This is a genomic window from Paenibacillus sp. FSL R5-0490 (assembly GCF_001956215.1).
In the GTDB taxonomy this organism is placed as follows: domain Bacteria; phylum Bacillota; class Bacilli; order Bacillales; family Cytobacillaceae; genus Cytobacillus.
Window position 1 is genome coordinate 1 of the sequence record NZ_MRTQ01000003.1, and the last position, 25,649, is coordinate 25,649.

Sequence of the window (25,649 nt, forward strand, 5' to 3'; positions counted from 1 at the left end):
GTTTGACCCCCACTTATCCTCCTTTGATTCCTCTGAGTCTTGAAGTGGGGGTCTTACTGCCCGTTAGACTGCGATAAAGATTAAAGCAGAACAGCCCAATTCTATTTTGGGCTGTTTTTAATATCCTCAAAATTGAACGTTTTGTGGCGTTGTGTGTATCAGTGATAATCTTCACTTTAAATTTACCGGGAAGATTATATATTATAGGCAGAAAGCAGCGGGGAGGTATTATAGATGAAGTTATTTATGCCAAAACAGCATGGTGCCTGGGCAATGCTGATTCTGCCATTTTGGCTCGGAGCAGCTGCATCTGATATTATTTGGTCTCATATCCCGTTTTTTTTAGGATGGATATTGCTATATCTGGCCACTTATCCGGGCCTTTTGCTGTTTAAAAGAAAAAGAATGCCTTTATATTCTAAATGGACAGCCATTTATCTGGTCCCGGCTATTTTACTCCTTTTAGTTCCTTTACTGGAAAGACCATCGATTATCATTTTCGGACTTCTTATGCTTCCTTTTTTTATTATTAATGCGTTCTATTCTTCCAAAAACAGAGATAGAGCATTGGGCAACGACTTTAGTGCCATTTGTGCATTTTCAATAGCAGGCCTTGCGAGCAGCTACTTGCCGCATGGGGAAATTTCACCGATGGCCTGGACAGTGTTTGCAGCATCTATATTATTTTTTGCAGGAAGCACCTTCTATGTAAAATCAATGATCAGGGAAAAGAAAAATGGTTCTTTTAAATGGGTATCATGGATCTTTCATACTGCGGTACCGATACTTTGGCTGCTGGCGGGCGGATGGATTGTATCTGCTGCGTTTCTTCCAAGCCTTTTCAGGTCCATTGCATTTTATGGGAAGTCATTCACACCTAAAAAAATTGGCGTTTATGAAATTGCTAATGCCTCGATATTCTTCTTAATGTTATTACTTGCCATACACACTTGAGAACCGGCCTGAAGAGGCCGGTTTTTTCAATATATCAAGAAATGCTGAAAATTAATATTAGAAATCTTTAAAACTTCAGTAAAATAGGTTGCAATTTTTCAATCCAGTTTCTATAATAAGAGAAACATAAATTCATAAATATGTATATAAATGATTAAATATACAATTAGTATGAAAGGAGCAACTATGAACGTTTCAATAATCGGAACAACCGGCTATGGGGGTGCTGAATTGCTCCGTATCCTCAAGCAGCATCCGGAATTTAACATCAAATCGATTCATTCTACCAAAGAAGACATCCCCATTTGGAATGAATATCCGCATCTATACGGTTTATTAGACAAAAATTTACAGGGAATAGATTCAGATCAAATCGCTGGCCAGTCTGATATTGTTTTTCTGGCTACACCATCCGGGATATCGGGAAAACTTGCTGAAGATTTTTCAGGTAAAGACGTTAAGGTAATTGACCTATCCGGTGACCTTCGAATTCCGGCTCAAGCCTATCAGGAGTGGTATAAGCACACTCCTGCAAACGAATCTCTCGTAGAAAAAGCAGTATATGGTCTTCCTGAATGGCACCGCAGAAAAATAGCCTCCGCAGAAATCATATCTAATCCTGGGTGCTATCCAACAGCTGCTCTGCTAAGTCTTGCACCTGTTGTAAATGAAAATTTAATAAAACCAGATAGTGTTGTCATAGATGCAAAATCCGGAGTGTCCGGGGCAGGAAGGGCGCTTTCAAGAACAACAAGCTATGCGGAAGCAAATGAAAACCTGCGGGTTTATAAGGTAAACAAGCATCAGCATACGCCTGAAATCGAACAGCAGCTGATGAAATGGAATTCCGAAATGAAGCCGATTACCTTCACGACCCATCTTCTTCCGATTACACGGGGCATTATGACAACCAGTTATGTTCAGCTGACCAAGGAATACACTTCTTCTCAAATTCTTGAACTTTATCAAACAGTCTATGAAAACCAGCCATTTGTCCGGATTCGTCCGGAAAATACCTTCCCTTCTGTAAAAGAGGTTGCAGGCTCTAACTTTTGCGACATAGGTACCCACATGGACTCCAGAACAGGCAGACTGACAATCGTTTCAGTGATTGATAATTTAATGAAAGGTGCTGCCGGGCAGGCTGTGCAAAATGCCAATATAATGAGCGGATGTGATGAAACAGCGGGTCTCGGATTTGTTCCGCTATATCCATAAGGAGGAAAGATAAATGCAATTAGTATCTCAAGCTGAAGTAGCTGAACTGCCCGCCGGGAGCATCATCACACCGAAAGGCTTTACAGCAGCGGGTGTTCATGCAGGGCTGCGCTATTCCAAAAAGGACTTAGGGATTATTTTAAGCGATATTCCTGCACATTGTGCAGCAGTCTATACAACCAGCCATTTTCAGGCGGCCCCTCTAAAAGTTACACAGGAAAGCATTGCAGCGGATGGACTCATACAGGCAGTCATTGTAAATAGTGCATGTGCCAATGCTTGTACAGGGGAACAGGGTCTAAAAGATGCTTATCAAATGAGAAAATCAACTGCAGATAAATTCAATTTAAAGGAACAGCATGTGGCGGTTGCCTCTACCGGTGTCATTGGCGAGTATATGCAGATGGATAAGATAGAACAGGGCATAAAGATGCTGAAGCCCGGCAATGAGGCGATACACTCAGACGATTTTCAAACAGCCATATTAACAACAGATTTAGTGATGAAGAAGTGCTGCTACTCTGCAGTCATTGATGGGAAAACAGTCACGATGGGCGGGTCTGCTAAGGGTTCAGGAATGATTCATCCCAATATGGCAACGATGCTTGCGTTTATTACAACAGATGCTAATATAGCCAGCTCTGATTTGCAATTTGCTTTAAAACAGGTTACTGATCGAACGTTCAATCAGATAACCGTTGATGGGGATACCTCAACAAATGATATGGTAATGGTCATGGCCAATGGAGCCAGCGGTACCAATAAACTTTCGCCGGATCATCCAGATTGGGATGTATTTATACAGATGCTTTCCAAAACTTGTGAAAGTCTGGCCAAACAAATCGCAAAAGATGGTGAGGGAGCAACAAAGCTGATCGAGGTGGAGGTATCGGGGACAAAAACCGATGATGATGCAAGAATGATTGCTAAACAGATTGTCGGCTCGAACCTTGTAAAGACTGCTATATATGGAGCAGATGCCAATTGGGGCAGAATTATCGGGGCAATCGGACAGGGCCAGCCGGCCATTGATCCATCTTCGGTAGATATTTCAATCGGACCTATAGTCATGCTGAAAAATAGTGTTCCTCTGACATTTTCTGAAGAAGAAGCAAAAGAATACTTATCCAATACTGCCATTCAGATTACTGTGGATCTTCATCAGGGAGCAGGCATAGGGAAGGCCTGGGGATGTGACTTATCCTATGATTATGTCAAAATCAATGCAAGCTATCGTACCTGAGGGGGATGCTATTTGAAAAGTATAGTCATTAAATGCGGCGGCAGTGTTATGGAAGAACTGGGAAAAGATTTTTTTGATAGTGTTTTATTGTTGAAGAAAGAAGGATACCAGATTGTTTTTGTTCATGGAGGCGGTCCGGCAATTAACAGCATGCTGGAACTTTATAATATCCCTCATGAATTTGTCAATGGGCTTAGAAAGACGACTCCGGCAGTTCTGGAGGTAGCAGAGATGGTCTTGTCAGGACAATCAAACCGCAAACTTACCTCAATGATCGAAATGCATGGTTTGAGTGGTTTTGGCGTAAATGGCAGTGATGCGGGATTACTAAAGGCTGAATGCATCAATCAGGATGAACTTGGACTGGTTGGAGAAATAACGGCTGTTAATCCGTCGTTACTGGAAATGTTATTTAACGAAGACCTGATCCCTGTCATTACTCCTATTGCAGCTTCAGAAGGCGGCACGAAACTGAATATCAATGCTGACTATGCTGCGGCAGCCGTTGCCAATGCCATTAAAGCTGAACAGTGCATTTTTGTAACGGATGTAAAAGGAATTTTCATTGACGGTAACCTCGCTCCCCAGCTTGACGCGTATGAAATTGAACAGCATATAAACGATAAAAAAATAACAGGCGGAATGATTCCAAAAGTTACCTCTGCCTTGAGCCTAATCAGCAAAGGATTAAATAGCGTAATGATTGTATCAGGTAAAGAAAAGTTTTATGAGGATGGCATATGGATCGGGACGAACGTATCTGCCAAGAAGGAGGTCTTAACTTGAGTAACCTATTTCCAACATATGCCCGGTGGGAAGTCGAGCCGGAAAAAGCAGAAGGAAGTTATCTTTTTGATAAAAGCGGGAAGCGCTATTTGGACTTCACCTCAGGAATCGGAGTCTGCAATCTGGGTCACCGTCCAGCAAGTGTCCAAAAATCTATTAACGAACAGCTGAATAAATTCTGGCATGTTTCCAATTTGTTCATACAGGATCAGCAGGAGAATGCAGCAAAGACTCTCTCTGAAGCTGCGGGCATGGACCTTGTATTCTTTGCCAACAGTGGAGCAGAAGCAAATGAAGCAGCGATCAAACTTGCCAGAAAAGCTTCGGGACGGGAAAAAATCATTACTTTTCAGCAATCATTCCACGGGAGGACCTTCGCCACTATGGCTGCAACAGGACAGGATAAAATAAAAAGTGGCTATGGTTCCATGCTGGAAACATTTAAATATGTTCCTTTTAATGATATTAATGCATTAAAGAATGAGATGGATTTGGAAACAGCCGCTGTAATGCTGGAAATTGTCCAGGGTGAAGGCGGGATTCACATTGGGAATCAGGAGTTTCTTGCAGAAACAGAGAAGCTTTGCAGAGAATATGGTGCGCTGCTGATAGTAGATGAAATTCAGACCGGCATTGGCAGGACGGGGAAAGCCTTTGGATTTCAGCATTTTGGCCTTGTGCCCGATATCGTAACCGCAGCTAAAGGCCTGGGAAGCGGAATGCCAATAGGCGCTGTAATTGGAAGAAAAGCATTAGAAGGGGTGTTTGGACCAGGAAGCCATGGATCAACATTTGGCGGGAACCCCATCAGCATTGCTGCAGCTATTGCTACAATGAAGACAATTTTTAATGATGATTTTTTACAAGGTGTTCAGGAGAAAAGTGCATATCTTGTTGACAAATTGACAGAAGCTCTAAAACAGATCGCAGCTGTTAAAGAGATTCGCCAACTTGGTTTGATGGTCGGTATTGAATCAGATATCCCTCTTCCATCTTTGTTAAAGGAATTAAGAGACAAGGGCTTGCTGGCATTGCCTGCAGGGGAAAATGTTTTGAGGCTGCTGCCTCCTTTGACAGCATCCAAATCTGAAATAGATGAAGCGGTACAAATTCTGAAATCCATACTAAAGGAATTTTCAAAATCAGCTGTGTAAGCTGTATTATTTTTCAAATGAGTGAATAAAAATTAACAAAGTTATATAAATATACAGATAGCTTCGAGGTGTTGAGAATGGAAGGATACCTTCATTTAAATAGCGGCAATTCCTATAAGGGCCAATGGCTGACTGATCAGCCTGAAAAGGATGTAGAAGGGGAAATCGTATTTTTTACAGGAATGACAGGCTACCAGGAAGTATTGACAGATCCTTCTTATAAGGACCAAATCATTGTATTTACGTATCCTTTAATCGGAAATTACGGAATAAATGAGTCTGATTTTGAGAGCAAGAAACCTCATGTGGCAGGGGTTATTGTTTATGAAGGGAGCAGAAATCCATCACATTATAAATCGGCTTATTCGCTTCAGGAATACCTTCAGAAATGGAATATTCCATTATTAGGACATATGGACACCCGATCCATTGTAAAGAAAATCCGTTCGGAAGGCAGCATGCCGGCAAAAATGTCTTCTTCGGAAACATCAGCTGACGGAATGCTGCTTCCAAAGGATGAAAAGGTTTGTAAAGTATCTTCACAAGCTAAGGAGTGCTTTGGAGAGGGAAGCGTTCATATAGTTGTTATTGATTTTGGCGCTAAAAAATCAATTGTGGATTCTTTGCTGAAAAGAGCTTGCAAGGTTACGTCTGTTCCATATAATACAAACTTTGAACAGATAAAAAAATTAAATCCGGACGGTGTGGTGCTTTCAAACGGGCCTGGAGATCCAAAAGAATTAAAAAGCATACTCCCTGAATTAAAAAAGGTGCTGGAGCAGTATCCGGCTTTGGGAATTTGCCTTGGCCACCAGCTGGCAGCTTTAGCATTTGGAGGCAATACAAAGAAACTGTCTTTTGGCCATAGGGGTGCCAACCACCCGATTGCGGACATGAAGAAGAGCACTGTCTTCATGTCATCACAAAATCATAGTTATGTGGTTGATGACGAGAGCATAAAAGGTACAGGGTTTAAAACACGTTATATAAACCTTCATGACCAGTCAATTGAGGGACTGATGCATAAGGTCCTTCCAATCCATACGGTGCAATTCCATCCCGAAGCACATCCGGGACCTGCGGATGGCGATTATATTTTTGATGAGTTTATGAACATGATTCAAGAGGAGAATAGGAGAGTTTTCGCTTATGCCTAAAGACACCAGTATCCAATCCATATTAGTAATCGGCTCCGGCCCTATTGTCATCGGGCAGGCAGCAGAATTTGATTATGCAGGAACACAGGCCTGCGCAGCATTAAAGGAAGAAGGCTATAAGGTTATTCTTGTTAATAACAATCCGGCTACCATCATGTCTGACAAAGCTTTTGCTGATAAAGTCTATTTTGAGCCGATGACAGCTGACAGCCTTGAGAAGATTATAAAGAAAGAACGTCCAGATGGCCTGCTTGCCACACTGGGAGGCCAGACAGGATTAAATCTTGCTTTTAAACTGAGTGAATCAGGTGTGCTTGAACGTTATGGAGTGAAGCTTTTGGGCAGCAGTATAGAATCCATTAAGAAAGGTGAAGACCGGGAAGCTTTTCGTAAGCTGATGAACGAGCTTAACGAACCTGTTCCTGAAAGCATCATTGTCCATGAAGTGGAAGAAGCCGTTCAATTTGCCTGTGATATTGGATACCCTATTATCGTCCGTCCAGCCTATACCCTTGGCGGAACAGGCGGGGGTATTGCAGGAGATCTCGAAGAACTGACATCCCTGGTGCAGGGCGGGTTAAAAGAAAGTGCGATTAACCAATGTCTGGTTGAAAAAAGCATAGCGGGATTTAAGGAAATAGAGTATGAGGTTATGCGTGATTCTCAGAATACGTGCATCACGATTTGCAATATGGAAAATATTGATCCCGTAGGGGTGCACACAGGTGATTCTATTGTTGTCGCACCTTCACAGACCTTAACTGATGATGAATATCAGATGCTCCGAACGGCATCTATTAAAATCATTTCGGAGCTGGGCATTATTGGAGGGTGCAACATTCAATTTGCCCTGGATCCGCATAGCAGGAATTATTACTTGATTGAAGTAAATCCGAGAGTCAGCAGGTCATCTGCCCTTGCTTCCAAAGCAACAGGCTATCCAATTGCCAGAATGGCTGCAAAACTTGCAGTCGGGTATAACTTATCAGAGATAATCAACCCTGTAACAGGAGACACATTTGCAAGCTTTGAACCAGCTCTCGATTATGTCATTGTTAAGTTTCCAAAATGGCCTTTTGATAAATTTCCTTCAGCAGACCGCAAGCTCGGAACACAAATGAAAGCCACCGGAGAGGTAATGGGTATTGACCGGAATCTGGAACGGGCTCTTTTAAAAGCAATCCATTCACTTGAAGTGAAAGGAATGGATTTAATATCACCAGTCTTATCATCGAAATCGGCAGATGAACTGGAGGAATTGCTATTAAAGCAGACTGACGAAAGATTTTTTACCGTGATTGAATTGCTGCGGAGAAATCACTCATTAAAAGCATTACACTCTATCACAAAAATAGATTATTTCTACCTCCACATACTCAGTGAAATGGTGAAACTTGAAAAACACATTTCTTCCTTAACACTTGAAGGAGCAACAAAAGAAGAGCTGCAGCTATTTAAGGAAAAGGGCTTCAGTGATAAGTTTCTTGCATTCGAATGGAAAGTAACGGAGAAAGCAGTCAGGGACAAAAGGAAAGAGGCTGGCATTCTTCCTGCCTATAAAATGGTTGACACATGCGCTGCTGAATTTGAAGCACAATCTAATTATTATTACTCCAGTTATTTTGGTGAAAATGAACAGGTGAAGAGTAATAAGAGAAAAGTCCTGATTATCGGAAGCGGCCCCATCAGAATTGGCCAGGGCATTGAATTTGATTATTGCTCTGTTCAGGGAGTGTTTGCGCTGAAAGATGAAGGCGTTGAGACAATCATGATCAATAACAACCCTGAAACGGTAAGTACGGATTATACAACTGCTGACAGACTTTATTTTGAACCGTTAATTCTTGAGGATATCTTGAATGTGATTGAAGCAGAAGGAGTTTCAGAAGTCATTGTGCAGCTTGGCGGGCAAACAGCTCTGAATCTGGCATCCGATCTTGAAGCTTATGGCGTTACCCTGCTTGGAACTGACTCAAATACCATTGATGCATTAGAGGACCGGAAGCTTTTTTATCAGCTATTGGATGATTTAAATATCCCGAGGATTAAAGGAGATGTTGTCCACTCAGAAGCAGAGCTAAAAGCAGCAGCTGAAAACATTGGATACCCCATTCTTGTACGCCCATCTTATGTTATAGGCGGCAGAGGAATGGAACGTATTTCTTCATCAACTGAGCTTGAGAGCTACTTAACGAAAGGTGATGTCCCTTATCCGATTTTGATTGATCAATTCGTGCATGCTATAGAAGCTGAGCTTGATCTGGCTGCAGACGGAAATTATATATGTGCACCGGCAATTATGGAGCATATTGAAAAAACCGGAGTCCATTCAGGAGACAGCATGTCCGTTCTTCCGCCGCAAAATCTTTCAGAGAAAGTCCAGAATAAAATGTTGGCCTATGCAAAAGCGGTTGTGCAAAAGCTCCATTATAAAGGACTTATGAATATTCAATATATCGTGGAGGGTGAAGAGGTATTTATTCTTGAAATTAACCCCCGTGCAAGCAGAACGGTGCCTATTATCAGCAAGGTCACAGGTGTGCAGCTGGTAGAGATTGCGACAAAAATATTGCTTGGGAAATATAATTTGTCGAAAGATGAAATTCCGGCTGATTCGAAACTCCCGTATGTATGTGTAAAATTCCCGGTCTTCTCGAATTATGCTTTAAAGGGGTTGGACAGCAAAGTAGGTCCTGAAATGAAATCAACAGGTGAGGGCATTTCACTGGCGCCAAATTATGAGGAAGCTGTCAGAAAGTCTTTCCACGCTGGTTTAAATGGTGTTAAGGGCAAATGTGTCGTAATAGCAAATACTCCAAAAACAGACGAATTAACACATTATATTAATCAGGCTAAAGCTGTGCCTGTTTTCCTGTCTCAAGACAAAATGGACTGGAATGCCAAGGAAACCTTTGCTTTATATAATCCGGGAACGAGTGAAGAAGATAAAAAAATGAGAGAAATGGGAACCAAAAACAGAATTTTGACTTTCAGTGAAAAGGAAACGCTTATTGCATTATTAAAATCAATGACGGCAGGCGAATGGGATGTTAAATCCATTGAAGATTGGCAGGGCATAAAAAATAATGAGGCAGAAAAGGAAGTGGGCGTCATATGATCTCAACTCAGGCAGCGGATAAGTACTTAAATATTAAAGGGAAGGACTTTCTAACACTTGCAGACTTTTCAGGAGACGAAATAAAGGGGCTTTTGGAAAAAGCAAAGCAATTAAAGGAAGCTCATTTGCAGGGGGCAGAAACATCTATCCTTAAAGGGAAAATTCTTGGCATGATTTTTGAAAAGTCATCTACACGTACAAGGGTTTCCTTTGAAGCAGGGATGCTTCAGCTTGGGGGCCATGCCTTATATCTAAACAGCCAGGACCTGCAGCTCGGAAGAGGAGAAAGCATGGCGGATACAGCTAAAGTGCTTTCCCAGTATGTTGATGCGATTATGATCCGCACGTTCTCACATGAGAAGATCCAGGAACTTGCTTATCATGCGGACATCCCGGTTATTAATGGCCTGACAGATCTTTATCATCCATGCCAGGCTCTTGCAGATCTTCTAACAATTGAAGAAAAAAATGGGGAGTTAAAAGGTCAAAACCTGGCATATATAGGCGATGGCAATAATGTGGCCCATTCATTAATGATTGCTTCTGCCAAGATGGGGGTAAATATCAAGATTGCCTGTCCTGCAGGGTATGAACCGGATCAATCTGTTCTCCAGCAATCACAAGAGTTTGCCGAACAAACCGGTTCAAAGGTAATCGTCACATCGGATCCTGAAGAAGCCGCTGCTAATGCCGATGCCATCTATACGGATGTCTGGACGAGCATGGGCCAGGAAGCAGAGAATGACAAGAGGCTCAAAGACTTTGCTGAATATCAGGTTAATCAATATCTTGTCCAAAAAGCCAAAAAAGATTATGTCTTTTTGCATTGTCTGCCTGCCCATCGCGGTGAGGAAGTTACAGCAGAGGTCATTGATGGAAACAATTCCGCTGTGTTTCAGCAGGCTGGGAACAGGCTTCATGTTCAAAAAGCCATTCTTTCAGAGATATTATAATGGAAAAGCCTTCTCATCGCAGAGAAGGCTTTTTCATTAAGATAGGAAATAAACAAGCGGCCCAACAATAAAACAGTAAATCGCAAAATACTTCAGGTTCCCTTTAGCCATAATATTCATGAACCATTTTAGCGAAAAGTAAGATGCGATCAGTGAGGCAAAAAAAGCTATAGTATAGGGCAAAGCCAATTCAGATAAATTGGGATCTGTTAAAATGTCGTTGAAACCCAATATCATTCCGCCTGCACTTACGGGGATATATAAAAGGAAAGAAAACCTTAAGGCTGTTTCCTGTTTCATCCCAAGTCCCATAGCGGCGACAATGGTAGCACCTGAACGGCTGATTCCCGGTATCAGGGCAACTGCCTGGGCAAGACCTACAATGATTGCGTCCTTATAAGATAATTCAGCATCATTTTTCCGTCCTCGTAAATTCCGGATCAGCCACAGGGCAAGTCCAGTTACGATAAGAGTAATACCCACTGTCTTAATATTGGCAAGATGAACATCAATAAAATCCTCAAACAAAATGCCAATAACACCGGCAGGGATGGTACCGATAATCAAGTAAATGATAAAACGAAAATCAGATTCCGCCTGTTTATCTTTGGTTGTAACGTATGCAAGACCATTGCGAATGAGTCTTATAATATCCTCTCTGTATATAAGCAGAACTGCTATTAAAGAGGCGGTATTTACAAGAAGGGCAAAGCTAAGACCTTTAATGTCCAGATCGAAAAAGTGCTGCGCAATTTCCAGGTGCCCGCTCGATGAAATGGGAATAGGCTCTGTAAATCCCTGAAACAAACCTAAAAACAAGTATTTAAGCAATGTCAGAAAATCAGTCACATTAAAATCCTCCATATTGAAATCTCACACCTTCCCATTTAACAATAAAAAGGATGGCAGAGTAAAGTAATATCCTGTTCATTGCTTTTTGGGAATGCCAATAGTTTCCCTTATGAGAGATGCAGGAGTGGAAATAATAATAAGTGATTTACGATTAAAGGAGGTATTTGGATGGGGCAAAACAGACAATTTAAGCCTGGCCAGAAAGCGCCTAATAATGGAATTTATATAGAAGTTGGCGAAACGGGAAGCAATGTCAATAATCCGCAAATGCTTAAAATGAGAGCTGGAGACCAATTTCCGGAAACATCCAACCATAACCGGATTTGGACATATAAAAGAAAGCCCTGATTAATTAAATGGAAATTGGGGAAATAGGAATTAGAGCCATCCCAATAGCGGATGGCTTTTTAGATATGGAAAAAGCTGAAAACTTTACATATGAAAAGATTGAATTATAATAAAAACAAAAGGTCAAAAAAGGTCAAATAGGAGGTTGCATAATGGATTTAAATCGGATGACAGAGCGGCTTCAGGAAGGGTTATTGAATGCACAGACCATAGCTATTCGAAAGCAGCATCAGGAGGTGGATGAAGCTCATTTATTCCTGGCTTTACTGGAGCAGGAAAACAGCCTTGTTTCATTAATACTGTCAAAAATGCAGATTCCTGCAGATTCATTTTCTAATAAAATGCAGGAAGCGCTTAGAAAGAAACCGCAAGTATCCGGTTCAGGAACAGAACAAGGGAAGCTGTATATTACCGGTAAACTGCAGCGGCTGCTGGCCGAAGCAGAAAATTATATGAAGACATATCAGGACGATTTCATGTCAGTGGAGCATGTACTGCTGGCTGCTGCAGCAGCGGATACCGAAACGGCAGCAATTTTAAAATCATACGGGATAAGTAAAATGCAAGTGGAGCAGGCGATTAAAGAAGTCAGGGGGAATCAGAGAGTGACATCGCAAAATCCTGAATCAACATATGATGCATTAAAAAAGTATGGAAGAGATCTTGTCTCAGAGGTAAAGAAGGGAAAAGTAGATCCTGTAATTGGCCGGGACAGCGAAATCAGGAATGTCATTCGCATCCTTTCAAGAAAAACCAAAAATAATCCGGTTTTAATAGGCGAACCTGGGGTTGGCAAGACAGCTATTGTCGAAGGTTTGGCACAGAGAATTGTCCGTAAAGATGTGCCTGAAGGCCTTAAGGATAAAACCATTTTTGCCCTTGATATGAGCGCTTTAATTGCGGGAGCCAAATTCCGGGGTGAATTTGAGGAAAGACTGAAAGCAGTTTTAAATGAAGTTAAGAAGAGCGAAGGCAGAATTCTTCTTTTTATTGACGAATTACACACCATTGTAGGTGCGGGCAAAACAGAAGGAGCCATGGATGCAGGGAATATGCTGAAACCTATGCTTGCAAGGGGAGAATTGCACTGTATAGGAGCTACGACACTTGAAGAGCACCGCAAATATATCGAAAAAGATCCTGCGCTGGAACGGCGTTTTCAGCAGGTATTAGTGCAGGAGCCGGATGTAGAGGATACAATCTCCATTCTAAGAGGGCTGAAGGAACGCTTTGAAATTCATCATGGAGTCAACATCCACGATCGTGCTTTAGTGGCTGCCGCAACCTTATCAGACAGGTATATTACAGACCGTTTCCTCCCTGATAAGGCGATTGACTTGGTTGACGAAGCCTGTGCGATGATCAGGACTGAAATTGATTCAATGCCATCTGAGCTGGATGAAGTTACAAGAAGGGTCATGCAGCTGGAAATAGAAGAAGCGGCACTAAGAAAAGAAATTGATGAAGCAAGCAAACAGAGACTCGGAGACCTTCAAAAAGAACTGGCTGAACTAAAGGATCAGGCAAATAGCATGAAAGCTAAATGGCAGCTTGAAAAAGAAGGAATCCAAAAAGTCCAGGAAAAGCGGGAGCAGCTTGAGATAATGCGCCGTGAACTGGAGGAGGCCGAAAATAATTATGACTTGAATAAAGCAGCAGAACTTCGCCATGGAAGAATCCCGGCTTTGGAGAAGGAATTGAAAGAGCTTGAAATTGCAGTTAATGAGAATCAAGGGGACCGGCTGCTGAGAGAGGAAGTCACAGAAGAAGAGATTGCTGGCATTGTGGCAAGGTGGACCGGTATTCCCGTGATAAAACTTGTTGAAGGGGAACGTGAAAAGCTGCTTCGTCTTGAAAGTATCCTTCACGAAAGAGTAATTGGCCAGGATGAAGCGGTGCAGCTTGTGTCAGATGCTGTCCTAAGAGCCAGGGCAGGCATTAAAGATCCGAACCGCCCCATTGGCTCTTTCATCTTCCTTGGTCCTACCGGAGTGGGAAAAACAGAATTAGCTAAGGCACTTGCCCAGTCACTGTTCGATAGTGAGGAACAAATAATCAGAATTGATATGTCCGAATATATGGAAAAACATGCTGTATCAAGATTGATTGGCGCTCCTCCGGGGTATGTAGGTTATGAGGAAGGGGGTCAGCTGACAGAAGCTGTCAGAAGGAAGCCATACTCAGTAATCCTGCTTGATGAAATTGAAAAGGCACATCCAGAAGTATTTAATATTCTCCTGCAGATGCTTGATGATGGAAGGATCACTGACTCACAGGGCCGCACGGTTGATTTTAAAAATACGGTTATCATTATGACTTCCAATATTGGCTCCCACATTCTTCTGGAACGCTCCTCCAATGAGTCAGACATAACTGAAGAGACCAGAGACAATGTACTTGGACAGCTGAGGAGCCATTTCCGTCCGGAGTTTTTAAACAGAGTGGACGAAATTATCTTGTTTAAGCCTTTAGCTCTCAATGAAATAAAGGGTATTGTATTAAAATTAATTACTCAGCTTCAAGCCAGATTATCAGATCAGCATATTAAGTTAAGTATAAATGATGATGCGAGAGAATATATTGCAGAAAACGGATTTGATCCTGTCTACGGCGCCAGACCGCTCAAACGGTTTATCCAAAGGAACGTTGAAACAGCACTCGCCCGTAAAATAATTGCAGGAGAAATTAAAGATCAAAGTGAAGTTATAATATCAGCAGAAAACGGCAGAATTGAACTGCTGGTAAAATAAGGCCACAAATGAAAAGAATCATCCTGAATTAACAGGATGACTCTTTTCATTTACTGCAGAAGCTGCAGATTAATGAATTCCTTCTTTCTCAACAGGACCTTCAGGAATGATGGAAGCGACAACAAAAATTAGAACAGTTGTCCCAACCGCCAGAATGGTGCCGGTTACAAAATCGTATGGCGCTCCAAGCATTGAGGAAACTACGTACGTTAACATTTGAACAAGAAGGAAAGTCCAGAAGAATGTCCAAAAGAATCTCATCTATTTCACCTCTAACATAATTAATCCCTTTTCATATTAGCATAAGCCATTAAAGAAATAAATTTATTTTTTCTCTTTTCAGCCCATTGATGAACTTGTCTAAAACTAGGCTAATCTCCCTTTCATTTTAAGTTTATTTACATACATTATATTATGAACAAACTTGCAAAGGAGTTTTACTATGGAAAGCCGGAACTTCCAGCTGGATACAGAATGGTGCATGATTCATTACCCAGATAAACCAAGTGGTTTCGGTATTCTGATAATTGGGGATGATCGGCACTATGTTGATAGAAACTGCAGTTTTTGGACTCAGAATGAAGGGAAATATTCATTAATAAAGAAACTAAGACAAGATGGCTATACGATCTTTTATTCAAATTTATACGGAAGGCACTGGGGAAGCGATCGGGCTGTTGAGAAGGCTAAGTACTTGTATGAACATATCACGCGTACAGAAATTATAAACGAAAAGATCCATATTATTGCTGAGGGCATGGGAGCGTTGGTGGCCCTTAGGTTATTGCATGAAATGAGTGATTTAATCCGATCAGCCGTATTAATAAATCCTATTCTTTCACTAAAGCATCATCTCGACCAGGAAAAAGAGCATAAGTTCTTTTATAAGAAACTATTAAGAGAACTGGCAGCTTCCTATGAAATAGAAACGGATAACATAGCAGATCAGCTCAGCAAACATGAAAAAAACCTCACATCCGGCCTTAAAGTCCCCGTTAGAATCATTCAGGTTCTGTCCGGCGGAAGAGCTTACAAGCAATCGGATTATTTAAAGAAACGATCCATACAATGGGAAAATGAAAATAGCCCTATCTCAGTGTTTTATATCCTCCCAGATAAAAAACAGCGAATTTCTTCCCAAATGACAAGCTTCTTTAGAAAATATGAAAAAGTCCTGTAAATCTGCTCAATTCCGCAAAGAAATAAAGACAATCCTTTGAGCATAGTATACATTAATATGCTTCCAAGGAGGGGTGAAGATGGACAGGGCAGTCATTTTAGGGACATTTGAATTTATAGGTTTCAGCCTGTGCAAGCATCTTCTGGAACAGGGCTGCGAGATAGACGGAATTCATTTCGACAGAGAAAAAGATGACGCTTTAATTCACGAAAAACGTCTGACAATCGGACGGAATGCCAACTTCTATGAAAAAAACTATTCTGCATGGATTAAATCTCAAGAAATATTAAAAAATGACATGATTTATATAGATATATACGACTTATATATTAGGAGTGAGCTTGCCGCTTTAAGGGAGAAGGAGCTTATTGAAGGATTTCTTATGAAAAACCTGGCTTTATTCCAGAACCTTCAGGTGAAATTTGTATTTTTGCTCCCCATTCAGTGGCTTAAAGACATCAGCAGAACACACAGCCGGCTGGAAGATGCTATTACAATTCTTAAAGTAAACAATATTTCAGTTTCATCCCTTTATCTGCCTGTTATTTATGGTCCCTGGCAGCCTAAGGAATTTAGTTTTCATCAGTCTATTGTGGAAGAAAGAGTAATGATAAGTGAAAGAGAATGGATACATGATGCTATCTATATTGATGATCTCATCAATTTCTTATCAAGTTGTGCAGATAGGCCTTTCGATGAGTCCTATCTTTTAAAAAGCAGCATCACCGGGCACTGGCGAAAATGCGCTGACTATCTTTCCTTTGACAATAATGAAAATTGGAGATGTCCCGATTTAGCAATAGGGAAAGTAACTGAAAGAACGATTCAGTGTTCAGTAAACTTCTCCGATGGTCTAGAAAAACAAAGAAGACATTTTATTTCATTAGGAAACCCGGATGACTTGTAAATTGGAAAAAAATCTTTCCATTTGAGATAAAGAAAAGGTAGAATTAAATTAGTCTGGTAAATTAAACCGGTAGCAGGTAGCGAAAGACAGAGAGGCGGAGAAAAAGAAGATGCATAAGACATTAAAGAAATTAGGGATCCTTCTTTTGTGCCTTCTTTTATTGGCCTCCTGCAGACAGCCGATGTCTGCAGGAAAACTTGAGAAAGCTGGATTATTAGTGCCCGATACTGTCAATGACCAAGTATGGGGGACCAAAGGCTATAAAGGCATGCTAAAGATTCAATCCCATTATGATATTGAGGTTTATTATAAAGAAGGCATGAATTCAGAGATGGTTGTTGAAAGAGCTGTTAAAGAGTTTGACCAAAAAGGTGTAAACCTGATCTTTGGACATGGCAATGAATACGCTGCATACTTTAATAACATCTCAAAAAAATATCCTGACATTCACTTTGTCAGCTTTAATGGTGACGCCCAAAATGAAAACACCACCAGTTTGAACTTTGAAGCATATGCAATGGGTTTCTTCGGAGGCATGGTTGCAGGACATATGACGAAAACGAATAATGTAGGAATACTGGCGGCTTTTGAATGGCAGCCGGAAGTAGAAGGATTTTATGAAGGTGCAAACTATATCAATGATAATGTAAACGTGCAGATCCAATATGTCGGCAACTGGGATAATGATAACAAAGCCATCGCTCTTTTGGACAAACTTATTGCCAGTAAGACAGATGTTGTATATCCCGCCGGAGATGGGTATAATGTTCCTGTTATCGAAAAGCTGAAAGAAGAAGGGCTCTACGCCATCGGCTATATTTCTGATCAGTCTGATTTAGGGGAATCAGTTGTCCTGACCAGTACAATTCAGCATGTAGATGTTTTATATGAACTAGTGGCAGAAAAATATAATGAAGGCGAGCTTGAATCAGGAAATCTATCCTTCGATTTCGAGGATGAAGTGCTTTCACTTGGAAAATTCAGCCCTGAAGTCGACGAAGAATTCAAAAAAGAATTAAACGCTGTCATTGAGAATTACAAAAAAACAGGCAAACTGCCTGAATAGTAATTACCATACATAGGAGGTACTGCAAGATGAACGAAAAAAACATGGAATTCATGCAAATCGCCATGAAATACCTGCCAGAAGCCAAACAGCAGCTTGACGAAGCAGGCATCGAACTATCCATGGAAATGATCCAGCCATTCATGAACCTATTCACCAAAGTCATGAACGAAGCCTATGAAATGGGCAAAGCGGATGCCTTGAATGAGAGTGAATAATTTAGGAAACCAGCCTTTTGGGCTGGTTTTTGTTGTTTTTTGAGGAAACACAGCCTCTACTTCTTCCAAAACATTTCCAGCAAAGGACCCGCTTTTTTCAGTAATGGCTTTAAATGATGTGCTGAAGACATCAGTGTATCGATGTTGCCCATTAGTTCCTCTACGTTTATGTTGTTCAGGATATTGTTTTCATTTTTTTTGCCGGAACTTTCTCTTTCAGTAGTTTCGATGCTTTTTCCCCCTAAGAGCCAGTCGTCAGCTTCATGAGCATTTCTGCTTCTGCCACCGAAAAGCCAATCATCATTCCCGTGACCTTCTTCAGCACTGCTATCGAAACCTTCAGCCCGTTTATTTCCAAATAAAAAATGGGTTAAAGGGTCTTCTGTTTTTTCTTTATCCTTATCAAGCATATGCCAATTACCTCCTTTCAGATGCCTATATATCAGCATATGAAGAAAAATTGACCGGGTATAGACATTTGTGGAGTAATCAGCAGGCAAGGTAAAAAGTGTTGCGTTATAGTATAAACTTTTGATAAAATTAGTACCAAGTCATAATAATTGATATTAATATTTAAATAGAGAATACTTATGGGTTTGTAAATATGAAAGGGAGTGGGACTCCATGAATGCTGGTATTATAGGAATTGGAAGATATCTTCCTGAAAAAGTGGTAACAAATGCTGATTTGGAGAAAATAGTTGATACTTCTGACGAATGGATCCGGACCAGGACTGGAATTGAACAGAGAAGAATTGCGGATGACAGCATAGATACATCAGATATGGCCTATGAGTCGGCATTAAAGGCATTGGATAATGCAGGTATTGAAGCAGAGGATTTAGATCTGATTTTAGTTGCAACGGTTACACCGGATAAGCCCTTTCCATCTGTTGCCTGCATGCTCCAGGAGAGGCTAAAAGCAAGTAAGGCGGCGGCAATGGATATTAGTGCTGCATGTGCAGGATTCATGTATGGTATCATAACGGCAAAACAATTTATTGAAACTGGGACATATAAAAATGTTTTAATAGTAGGTGTAGAAAAGCTTTCAAAAATTACAGACTGGAATGACCGTAATACTGCCGTTTTATTTGGAGACGGAGCAGGTGCAGCTGTAATTGGGCAAGTCTCGGATGGCCGGGGAATATTATCATTTGAATTAGGAGCAGATGGAACGGGCGCAAAACATCTATACCAGGATGAATATATCATCATGAACGGGCGTGAAGTGTTCAAATTTGCGGTTCGTCAAATGGGTGAAAGCTGCATCAATGTACTTGATAAAGCTGGATTATCCAAAGAAGACGTGGATTTTTTAATTCCTCATCAGGCAAATATCCGCATCATGGAAGCTTCCCGTCAAAGATTGGAACTTCCTGTTGAAAAGATGTCCAAAACAGTGGATAAATACGGAAATACTTCTGCTGCATCTATTCCGATTGCATTGGTGGAAGAGCTGGAAGCTGGAAAAATTAAAGATGATGATTTGCTTGTGATGGTCGGCTTCGGAGGAGGACTAACCTGGGGAGCCATTGCGATGAGATGGGGAAGATAAGAAACTCATTTAAAAATGATGATAATTTAAAAGGAGCTGCAATCTTATGAATAAAAGAAGGGTTGTTGTTACAGGCATTGGAGCTGTAACACCGCTTGGAAATAATACAGAAACGACATGGAATAATATTAAATCAGGTGTTTCAGGGGTTGGGCCGCTGACTAGATTAAATGCAGATGAGTACCCGGCTAAAGTAGCTGCTGAGGTAAAGGATTTCAATCCTGAAGACTTTTTTGATAAAAAAGATGCCCGAAAAATGGACCGCTTCACACATTACGCTGTTGCTTCATCCATGATGGCTGTTAGAGATGCAAACCTACAGATTACAGATGAAAATGCTCATCGCATCGGTGTTTGGATTGGTTCAGGCATCGGCGGAATGGAAACATTTGAAAATCAATATGAAATATTTATGAAACGTGGATACAGAAGAGTCAGCCCATTCTTCGTGCCAATGATGATTCCGGACATGGCAACTGGCCAAGTCTCGATCTACCTGGGGGCAAAAGGGTTTAACTCATGTACAGTGACCGCATGTGCCACTGGTACAAACTCAATCGGTGATGCCTTCAAGGTTATTCAGCGAGGCGATGCCGATGCGATGATTTCAGGCGGAGCCGAAGCACCAATCACAAAAATGTCTGTAGCTGGATTTTGTGCAAACACCGCGCTTTCAACCAATCCGGATCCAAAAACGGCCAGCCGTCCATTTGATCAAAATCGTGACGGGTTTGTTATTGGGGAGGGTGCTGGAATTGTAGTACTTGAAGAACTGGAGCATGCACTTGCCCGCGGCGCAAAAATTTATGCAGAAATAGTAGGCTATGGTGCTACAGGGGATGCCTATCATATCACCGCACCTGCTCCAGGAGGAGAAGGCGGAGCAAGAGCTATGAAAATGGCAATCGAAGATGGCGGCTTAAAGCCGGATGATATCGATTATATTAATGCTCATGGTACAAGTACAGATTATAATGACAAGTTTGAAACGTTGGCAATCAAAGAGGTGTTTGGAGATCATGCCTATAAATTGGCAGTAAGCTCGACTAAATCAATGACAGGACATCTACTGGGAGCTGCAGGCGGAATTGAAGCCATTTTCACAGTTCTGGCAATGAAGGAAGGAATCCTGCCGCCGACCATTAATCTCGAGAATCCGGATCCTGAATGTGATTTGGATTATGTTCCAAATAAGGCCAGGGAAAAAGAAATAACAGCTGCAATGAGCAATTCACTGGGCTTTGGCGGCCACAATGCAACCATTGTTTTTAAAAAATATGAATAAGAAATAACCAAAGCTGATTTAAGGGAAGTCAAACCTCCTTTGAATCAGCTTTTTTTTGATTAACAAAATCCTTATACCTACATATTATCGAGTATAAGGAGGTGCAGAAATGGGATAGTTAGAACAGATTTATGGCTCGAGGAAGGCTTTAAGGAACCGCTTAAAATATGTGAAAAGCTTACCGGACCCTTCAATGATGATAACCCCCGAAAAATATACGAGTACCTAACGGGCTTCGGCATGTATACACCTGACCGGTTCAGCAGGAATATTTTCAAGGAGTTAAAAGAAAAGAAAGTGTGGGACCTGGCAAAAAGCATTCACTTAAAATATAGGAGGATGTGGGCGGGACCTGACATCAATGTTTACATTTTCCCTTCTGCTGGAGGAGGACTATTTACGCGTCATTCTGGTAAATCGGGAGTATCCTTTGCAAATATGCTCTTTCTGTTTCTTCCTTCTGAAATAGAAGAAGCTGAACTAGAGGCTTTATTTGTGCATGAATATCACCATGTCTGCAGAATTAACTCACAGAAAAAAAAGCTTGAAGAATTTACGCTGCTCGATTCCATTATACTGGAAGGGCTTGCCGAACATTCAGTAGAATTATACTGTGGAAAGAAATTCAGAGGGCCCTGGTGCACCAGGTATTCAAAAGAGGAAATCAGGAAATTTTGGGATAAATTGATTAAACCGAACCTGAAATTAAAAAAGAATGATAGTCTCCATCAAAAGATATTATATGGTGAGAGACCTTATCCTCTATTACTTGGTTATGCTGCCGGCTACGAAATTGTAAAGGAATTCAAAGAGGAAAAAAGTTTTTCTGCAAAAATTTCTTTTAGTGCGTCTTCAGAATATTTTGTAGATCAAACTTTATATAAACTGGATTCATATTCGCTTTAAAGTCCTAAAATGCGGGCTTTTTTTTTAATGTAGAAAAATGAATTTTAATAAATTTTAAAAAAATCTTGCAATTGTAATAAGTTTGTAATAATATTTTAGACAAATAGAATGAATTGACAGAATAATTAAAAATGTAAGAGGTGTCCTATGAGCGCAAATCCCCGTCAGCATAAAGACGCACCATTACTAGAGGTGAAGAATCTAGAAACGGCTTTTTCCATAGATGGTACATATTATAACGCAGTTGATAATGTTTCTTTCCGAGTAAAACCCCGACAAATAGTTGGAATAGTGGGAGAGTCCGGGTGCGGAAAATCTGTAATGAGCCTCTCTGTTATGAAACTCCTGCCTAAGGGCATTGGCAAAATCCGAAACGGTGAGATTCTCTTTGACGGTGTTCATTTGGAGAACATGACAGATTCAGAGATTAATAAGATCAGGGGAAAAGATATCGCGATGATATTCCAGGAACCTATGACTTCATTAAATCCTGTTTTCTCGATAGGGTTCCAGCTGCAGGAAGTATTATTCAATCATATGAAGATCTCCAAAAAAGAAGCACGGCTTAAAAGTATTGCACTTCTAAAAAGTGTAGGAATTTCAAGACCTGAAAAAATTGTAGATGAATATCCGCATCAGCTTTCAGGAGGTATGAGGCAAAGGGTCATGATTGCCATAGCCATTGCCTGCCAGCCGAAGCTGCTGATCGCTGATGAGCCGACTACTGCCCTGGATGTTACTGTACAAGCCCAAATTCTTGAGCTTTTAAAAGAAATCCAGGAAGTCAATGATATGTCCGTCATTCTGATTACTCATGATCTTGGTGTAGTGGCTGAGATGTGCGATGAAGTAATTGTTATGTATGCAGGGAAAATAGCAGAGCGGACAGATGTAGATTCTTTATTTCACAATCCCAAGCATCCATACACTCAGCTACTGATGGGAGCCATTCCGAAAATGGATGAAGAAGTGGAAAAGCTAAGCACAATAAAAGGAATTGTGCCTTCATTAAAAAATATGCCTAAAACAGGCTGCAAATTTGCGGCACGCTGCCCTAAGGCAATGCCGGAATGTCTGACAGTTACACCTCAATTGGCAGAAAATGAAGAAGGACATGAGGTTGCCTGCCTGCTTTACGAGACAAGCCAGCCGAAACACGAGGTGAACGCATAATGAGTACAGAGCATAATAATACAGCTGTTCTAAAAAAGGATAAAAGCAGCAATGAAGTGCTATTAGAGGTTAAAAACCTAAAAACATACTACCCGATAAAAGGCGGAATCCTTAGAAAGACTGTGGCGGTCGTTAAGGCTGTCGACGATATTTCCTTTGAAATTAAGAAAGGGGAGACGCTGGGGCTGGTGGGAGAATCAGGCTGCGGAAAATCAACAGCAGGCAGAACGATACTCAGACTTCTGGAACCGACAGAGGGGCAAATCATCTTTGACGGACAGGATATTACAAATGTAAGAGGAACCAGCCTGAGGAAAATCCGCCAGGACTTCCAGATGGTTTTCCAGGATCCTTATGCATCATTAAATCCCACGATGATGGTTGGGCATCTTGTGTCAGAGCCAATCAGGAACTATAACAGCAAATCCGAAAAGGAACTGAAGCCGGAAGTAATGGATCTTCTTGCGAAAGTTGGGCTGCCTGAGGATGCTTACTATAAATACCCGCATGAGTTTTCCGGCGGGCAAAGACAGCGTATCGGAATCGCAAGAGCCCTGGCTTTAAGGCCTAAGCTGATTATTGCGGATGAGCCTGTCTCAGCCCTGGACGTTTCGGTCCAATCACAGGTATTGAATCTATTAAAAGAGCTGCAGGATGAATTTGATCTTACTTTCTTATTTATTGCCCATGATTTGAGTGTTGTTAAACATATGAGTGACCGGATAGGGGTTATGTATCTGGGAGGCCTTGTAGAAGTTGCTGAAAAGGACAGCCTCTATGCAGAGCCTCTGCATCCATATACTCAGGCACTGATCTCTGCGATTCCTGAACCCGATCCGCGCAAGAAAAAAGAAAGAATCATATTAGAGGGTGATGTACCAAGCCCGATTGATCCTCCAAAAGGATGTACATTCCATCCGCGCTGCGCACATGCAATGCCGGAATGCCATAGTGTAAAACCGCAATTAAAGGAGGTGAAGCCTGGGCATAGAGTCGCTTGTCACTTATATAAATAAGGCTTTGTCAAAAAATATTTTTCGGGGGGAAAACAATGAAGAAATCAGCATTTTGGCTGCTTTCGCTTCTGCTTGTCATGTCTGTATTCCTTGCAGCATGTTCTGGCGGCGGAGAGAAAGCCAACACTGAAAAGGAACCAAAAGATGATGGGAAAGCATCTGGAGAAGTAAAAGAAGGCGGCAAAGTAACATTCGGTTACACACAGCCATTTAAAGGCGTTTTATCTTTTGCTTATTATGAAGGTGAAGATGATGCAAATGCCCTTCAATTTATGCATGAAGGATTGCTTAAAGTAAATGATGAGCTTATTTCTGAACCGAACTTGGCAGACTATGAGTTATCTGAAGACAAAACTAAATTAACCTTCAAGCTTAAGCAAGGTGTTAAATGGCATGATGGTGAAGAATTAACAGCGGAAGATATGGAATATGCATGGTATTTAATTGCAGATCCAACGTATGAAGGTGCTCGTTTTGCTAACGTAGCAATGATCAAAGGTGCTCAAGAATATAAAGATGGAAAAGCTGACAAAATTGAAGGTATCAAGGTAGTAGACGATTATACAATTGAGGTAACAGTAACTGAGCCTTCTGTTAACTTGTTGGAAAACATTTGGATCTATCCTGAACCAAAGCACTACTACGGAGATATTTCTTCTAAAGAGCTTCCGGATGCCGATCAAATCCGTAAAGCTCCAATCGGTGTAGGTCCTTTTAAAGTGAAAAACATCGTACCTGGCGAAATGATCGAATTTGAGCGTTTTGATGATTACTGGCAGGGACCAGCCAAATTGGATGGCGTAGTTTACAAAATTATTGATGGTTCTCTTGCGCAAGGTTTAGTGCAAAACGGAGAAATCGATGTTATTGAAGCTCCAAAAGATCAGTGGGAAGCTATTAAAGCTCTAGATAATGTAAATCCGGTAGAAGCAGATGCTATGTCTTACAGCTATATTGCTTTTGACTGGGGTCACTATGACACTAAAAAAGGTGTAGTAGTATCTGATAACAAGAAGTTCCAGAACAAATCCCTTCGCCATGCAATGGCACATGCCATTGACCGTCAGGCATTTATCGATGGTTTTGCAAACGGCTTAGGAAAACCATTAAACACTCCTTTCCCTTCAGTATCATGGGCTAAGATTGATGATTCAGAAATCAATCCATATGAGTATGATCCTGAAAAAGCAAAGAAATTACTTGACGAAGCAGGCTATGTTGATAAAGACGGCGACGGCTTCCGTGAAGATCCAGAAGGCAAGCCATTTACAATTAACTTTGATGCTATGGCAGGCGCTGAAACTTCAGAAGCACGTGCTCAATTCATCCTGCAATCCTGGCAGGAAGTTGGCTTAAACGCAAAGCTTAATGGCGGTTCATTAAAAGATTTCAACCTTTTCTATGACACTATCGAAGCAGATGATCCGTCTGTTGAGACATTCATGGGTGCATGGGGACTTGCTAATGATCCGGATCCAGCTGGAATCTGGTTATCTACGGATAAGTGGAACATGTGGAGATGGTACAATGAAAAGTCTGATGAGCTAATTAAGAAGGGTATTACGTTCCCTGAAGATGCAAGTAAAGATGTTACTGAACACCGTCAGGAAGTCTATAATGAATGGCAAAAGCTAGTAAACGAAGAATTGCCAATCATCTTCTTCGAACAGCGTGTAGATCCATGGGCGATCAACAAGCGTGTTGGCGGAGTTAAAGTAACTCCATTTGGAACAGATGAGTTCCACAAGTGGCACATTGTAGAGTAACAGAATAATAGGAACCTGTATTCCTTGGGGGAATTGCTCCTC

At 41.2% G+C, this 25,649-nt stretch carries 23 protein-coding genes; 20 read left to right on the top strand and 3 right to left on the bottom strand.

Features of this window, described 5'->3' with window-relative positions:
- The first annotated feature begins 234 nt into the window (after window positions 1-234).
- The 8 genes from BK139_RS02940 to argF all read left to right on the top strand — a co-directional run bounded on the left by BK139_RS02940 (window position 235) and on the right by argF (window position 10,583).
- Window positions 235-954 carry a YwiC-like family protein gene (locus BK139_RS02940; protein ID WP_076256644.1) on the top strand — a complete coding sequence of 240 codons (720 nt, stop codon included), beginning with the start codon at window positions 235-237 and terminating at the stop codon, window positions 952-954.
- Between the two features lie 186 nt (window positions 955-1,140).
- A complete protein-coding gene (gene argC, locus BK139_RS02945) occupies window positions 1,141-2,172 on the top strand; it encodes an N-acetyl-gamma-glutamyl-phosphate reductase (protein WP_076256646.1) in 1,032 nt (343 codons plus the stop codon).
- A gap of 13 nt (window positions 2,173-2,185) precedes the next feature.
- Complete coding sequence (gene argJ, locus BK139_RS02950) at window positions 2,186-3,415, top strand: bifunctional ornithine acetyltransferase/N-acetylglutamate synthase (RefSeq protein WP_076256648.1); 1,230 nt, start codon at window positions 2,186-2,188, stop codon at window positions 3,413-3,415.
- A gap of 12 nt (window positions 3,416-3,427) precedes the next feature.
- Window positions 3,428-4,201, top strand: a complete 774-nt coding sequence (gene argB, locus BK139_RS02955) for an acetylglutamate kinase (RefSeq protein ID WP_076256650.1) — start codon at window positions 3,428-3,430, stop codon at window positions 4,199-4,201.
- Window positions 4,198-5,355, top strand: coding sequence for an acetylornithine transaminase (locus BK139_RS02960; protein WP_076256651.1), 1,158 nt, complete (start codon window positions 4,198-4,200; stop codon window positions 5,353-5,355). Before argB ends, BK139_RS02960 begins: the two co-directional genes overlap by 4 nt.
- A gap of 77 nt (window positions 5,356-5,432) precedes the next feature.
- On the top strand, window positions 5,433-6,512 hold the full coding sequence (locus BK139_RS02965) for a carbamoyl phosphate synthase small subunit (RefSeq protein ID WP_076256653.1): 1,080 nt from the start codon (window positions 5,433-5,435) through the stop codon (window positions 6,510-6,512).
- The gene (locus BK139_RS02970) at window positions 6,505-9,630 is read left to right on the top strand and encodes a carbamoyl-phosphate synthase (glutamine-hydrolyzing) large subunit (RefSeq protein WP_076256654.1); all 3,126 of its coding nucleotides are present in this window, start codon (window positions 6,505-6,507) and stop codon (window positions 9,628-9,630) included. Before BK139_RS02965 ends, BK139_RS02970 begins: the two co-directional genes overlap by 8 nt.
- Entirely contained in the window at window positions 9,627-10,583 is a 957-nt protein-coding gene (argF, locus tag BK139_RS02975; protein WP_076256656.1) for an ornithine carbamoyltransferase, read from the top strand. Before BK139_RS02970 ends, argF begins: the two co-directional genes overlap by 4 nt.
- Window positions 10,584-10,619: 36 nt before the next feature.
- Here the strand turns inward: argF and BK139_RS02980 are convergent, their stop codons facing one another.
- Window positions 10,620-11,432 carry an undecaprenyl-diphosphate phosphatase gene (locus BK139_RS02980; RefSeq protein WP_420485111.1) on the bottom strand — a complete coding sequence of 271 codons (813 nt, stop codon included), beginning with the start codon at window positions 11,430-11,432 and terminating at the stop codon, window positions 10,620-10,622.
- A 171-nt stretch (window positions 11,433-11,603) separates the two neighbouring features.
- Here BK139_RS02980 and BK139_RS02985 point away from each other — a divergent pair, with 171 nt between their 5' ends.
- Both BK139_RS02985 and clpB read left to right on the top strand, forming a co-directional pair.
- Window positions 11,604-11,783 carry a YjzC family protein gene (locus tag BK139_RS02985; protein WP_076256660.1) on the top strand — a complete coding sequence of 60 codons (180 nt, stop codon included), beginning with the start codon at window positions 11,604-11,606 and terminating at the stop codon, window positions 11,781-11,783.
- A 152-nt stretch (window positions 11,784-11,935) separates the two neighbouring features.
- A complete protein-coding gene (clpB, locus tag BK139_RS02990; RefSeq protein ID WP_076256661.1) occupies window positions 11,936-14,533 on the top strand; it encodes an ATP-dependent chaperone ClpB in 2,598 nt (865 codons plus the stop codon).
- Window positions 14,534-14,602: 69 nt separating this feature from the next.
- On the opposite strand, the gene BK139_RS02995 is transcribed toward clpB, so the two are convergent.
- Window positions 14,603-14,794 (bottom strand): DUF2929 family protein, encoded by a 192-nt coding sequence (locus BK139_RS02995; RefSeq protein WP_048010975.1) that lies wholly within the window; start codon window positions 14,792-14,794, stop codon window positions 14,603-14,605.
- Between the two features lie 181 nt (window positions 14,795-14,975).
- Between BK139_RS02995 and BK139_RS03000 the strand changes: the two genes are divergently transcribed.
- The 4 genes from BK139_RS03000 to BK139_RS03015 all read left to right on the top strand — a co-directional run bounded on the left by BK139_RS03000 (window position 14,976) and on the right by BK139_RS03015 (window position 17,904).
- Window positions 14,976-15,713 (top strand): alpha/beta hydrolase, encoded by a 738-nt coding sequence (locus tag BK139_RS03000; protein ID WP_076256663.1) that lies wholly within the window; start codon window positions 14,976-14,978, stop codon window positions 15,711-15,713.
- A gap of 79 nt (window positions 15,714-15,792) precedes the next feature.
- Window positions 15,793-16,620, top strand: a complete 828-nt coding sequence (locus BK139_RS03005) for a hypothetical protein (RefSeq protein ID WP_076256665.1) — start codon at window positions 15,793-15,795, stop codon at window positions 16,618-16,620.
- A gap of 109 nt (window positions 16,621-16,729) precedes the next feature.
- The gene (locus BK139_RS03010; protein ID WP_076256667.1) at window positions 16,730-17,686 is read left to right on the top strand and encodes a BMP family ABC transporter substrate-binding protein; all 957 of its coding nucleotides are present in this window, start codon (window positions 16,730-16,732) and stop codon (window positions 17,684-17,686) included.
- A 29-nt stretch (window positions 17,687-17,715) separates the two neighbouring features.
- The gene (locus BK139_RS03015) at window positions 17,716-17,904 is read left to right on the top strand and encodes a ComZ family protein (protein WP_076256669.1); all 189 of its coding nucleotides are present in this window, start codon (window positions 17,716-17,718) and stop codon (window positions 17,902-17,904) included.
- A 56-nt stretch (window positions 17,905-17,960) separates the two neighbouring features.
- On the opposite strand, the gene BK139_RS03020 is transcribed toward BK139_RS03015, so the two are convergent.
- Window positions 17,961-18,314 carry a hypothetical protein gene (locus tag BK139_RS03020; protein ID WP_076256671.1) on the bottom strand — a complete coding sequence of 118 codons (354 nt, stop codon included), beginning with the start codon at window positions 18,312-18,314 and terminating at the stop codon, window positions 17,961-17,963.
- A 214-nt stretch (window positions 18,315-18,528) separates the two neighbouring features.
- On the opposite strand from BK139_RS03020, the gene BK139_RS03025 reads away from it, so the two are divergent.
- The 6 genes from BK139_RS03025 (at window position 18,529) to opp4A (ending at window position 25,607) form a co-directional block, all read left to right on the top strand.
- Complete coding sequence (locus tag BK139_RS03025; RefSeq protein WP_076256672.1) at window positions 18,529-19,461, top strand: beta-ketoacyl-ACP synthase III; 933 nt, start codon at window positions 18,529-18,531, stop codon at window positions 19,459-19,461.
- 46 nt (window positions 19,462-19,507) lie between these two features.
- Window positions 19,508-20,746, top strand: coding sequence for a beta-ketoacyl-ACP synthase II (fabF, locus tag BK139_RS03030; RefSeq protein WP_076256674.1), 1,239 nt, complete (start codon window positions 19,508-19,510; stop codon window positions 20,744-20,746).
- A gap of 240 nt (window positions 20,747-20,986) precedes the next feature.
- Entirely contained in the window at window positions 20,987-21,652 is a 666-nt protein-coding gene (locus BK139_RS03035; RefSeq protein ID WP_083675286.1) for a DUF2268 domain-containing putative Zn-dependent protease, read from the top strand.
- A 147-nt stretch (window positions 21,653-21,799) separates the two neighbouring features.
- Entirely contained in the window at window positions 21,800-22,825 is a 1,026-nt protein-coding gene (locus tag BK139_RS03040) for an ABC transporter ATP-binding protein (protein ID WP_076256677.1), read from the top strand.
- Entirely contained in the window at window positions 22,825-23,841 is a 1,017-nt protein-coding gene (locus tag BK139_RS03045; protein ID WP_076256679.1) for an ABC transporter ATP-binding protein, read from the top strand. The genes BK139_RS03040 and BK139_RS03045 overlap by 1 nt, the downstream gene beginning before the upstream one ends.
- Window positions 23,842-23,876: 35 nt before the next feature.
- Window positions 23,877-25,607: an oligopeptide ABC transporter substrate-binding protein gene (gene opp4A / locus BK139_RS03050; RefSeq protein ID WP_076256680.1), complete on the top strand. Its 1,731-nt coding sequence runs from the start codon at window positions 23,877-23,879 to the stop codon at window positions 25,605-25,607.
- Window positions 25,608-25,649 lie beyond the last annotated feature (42 nt).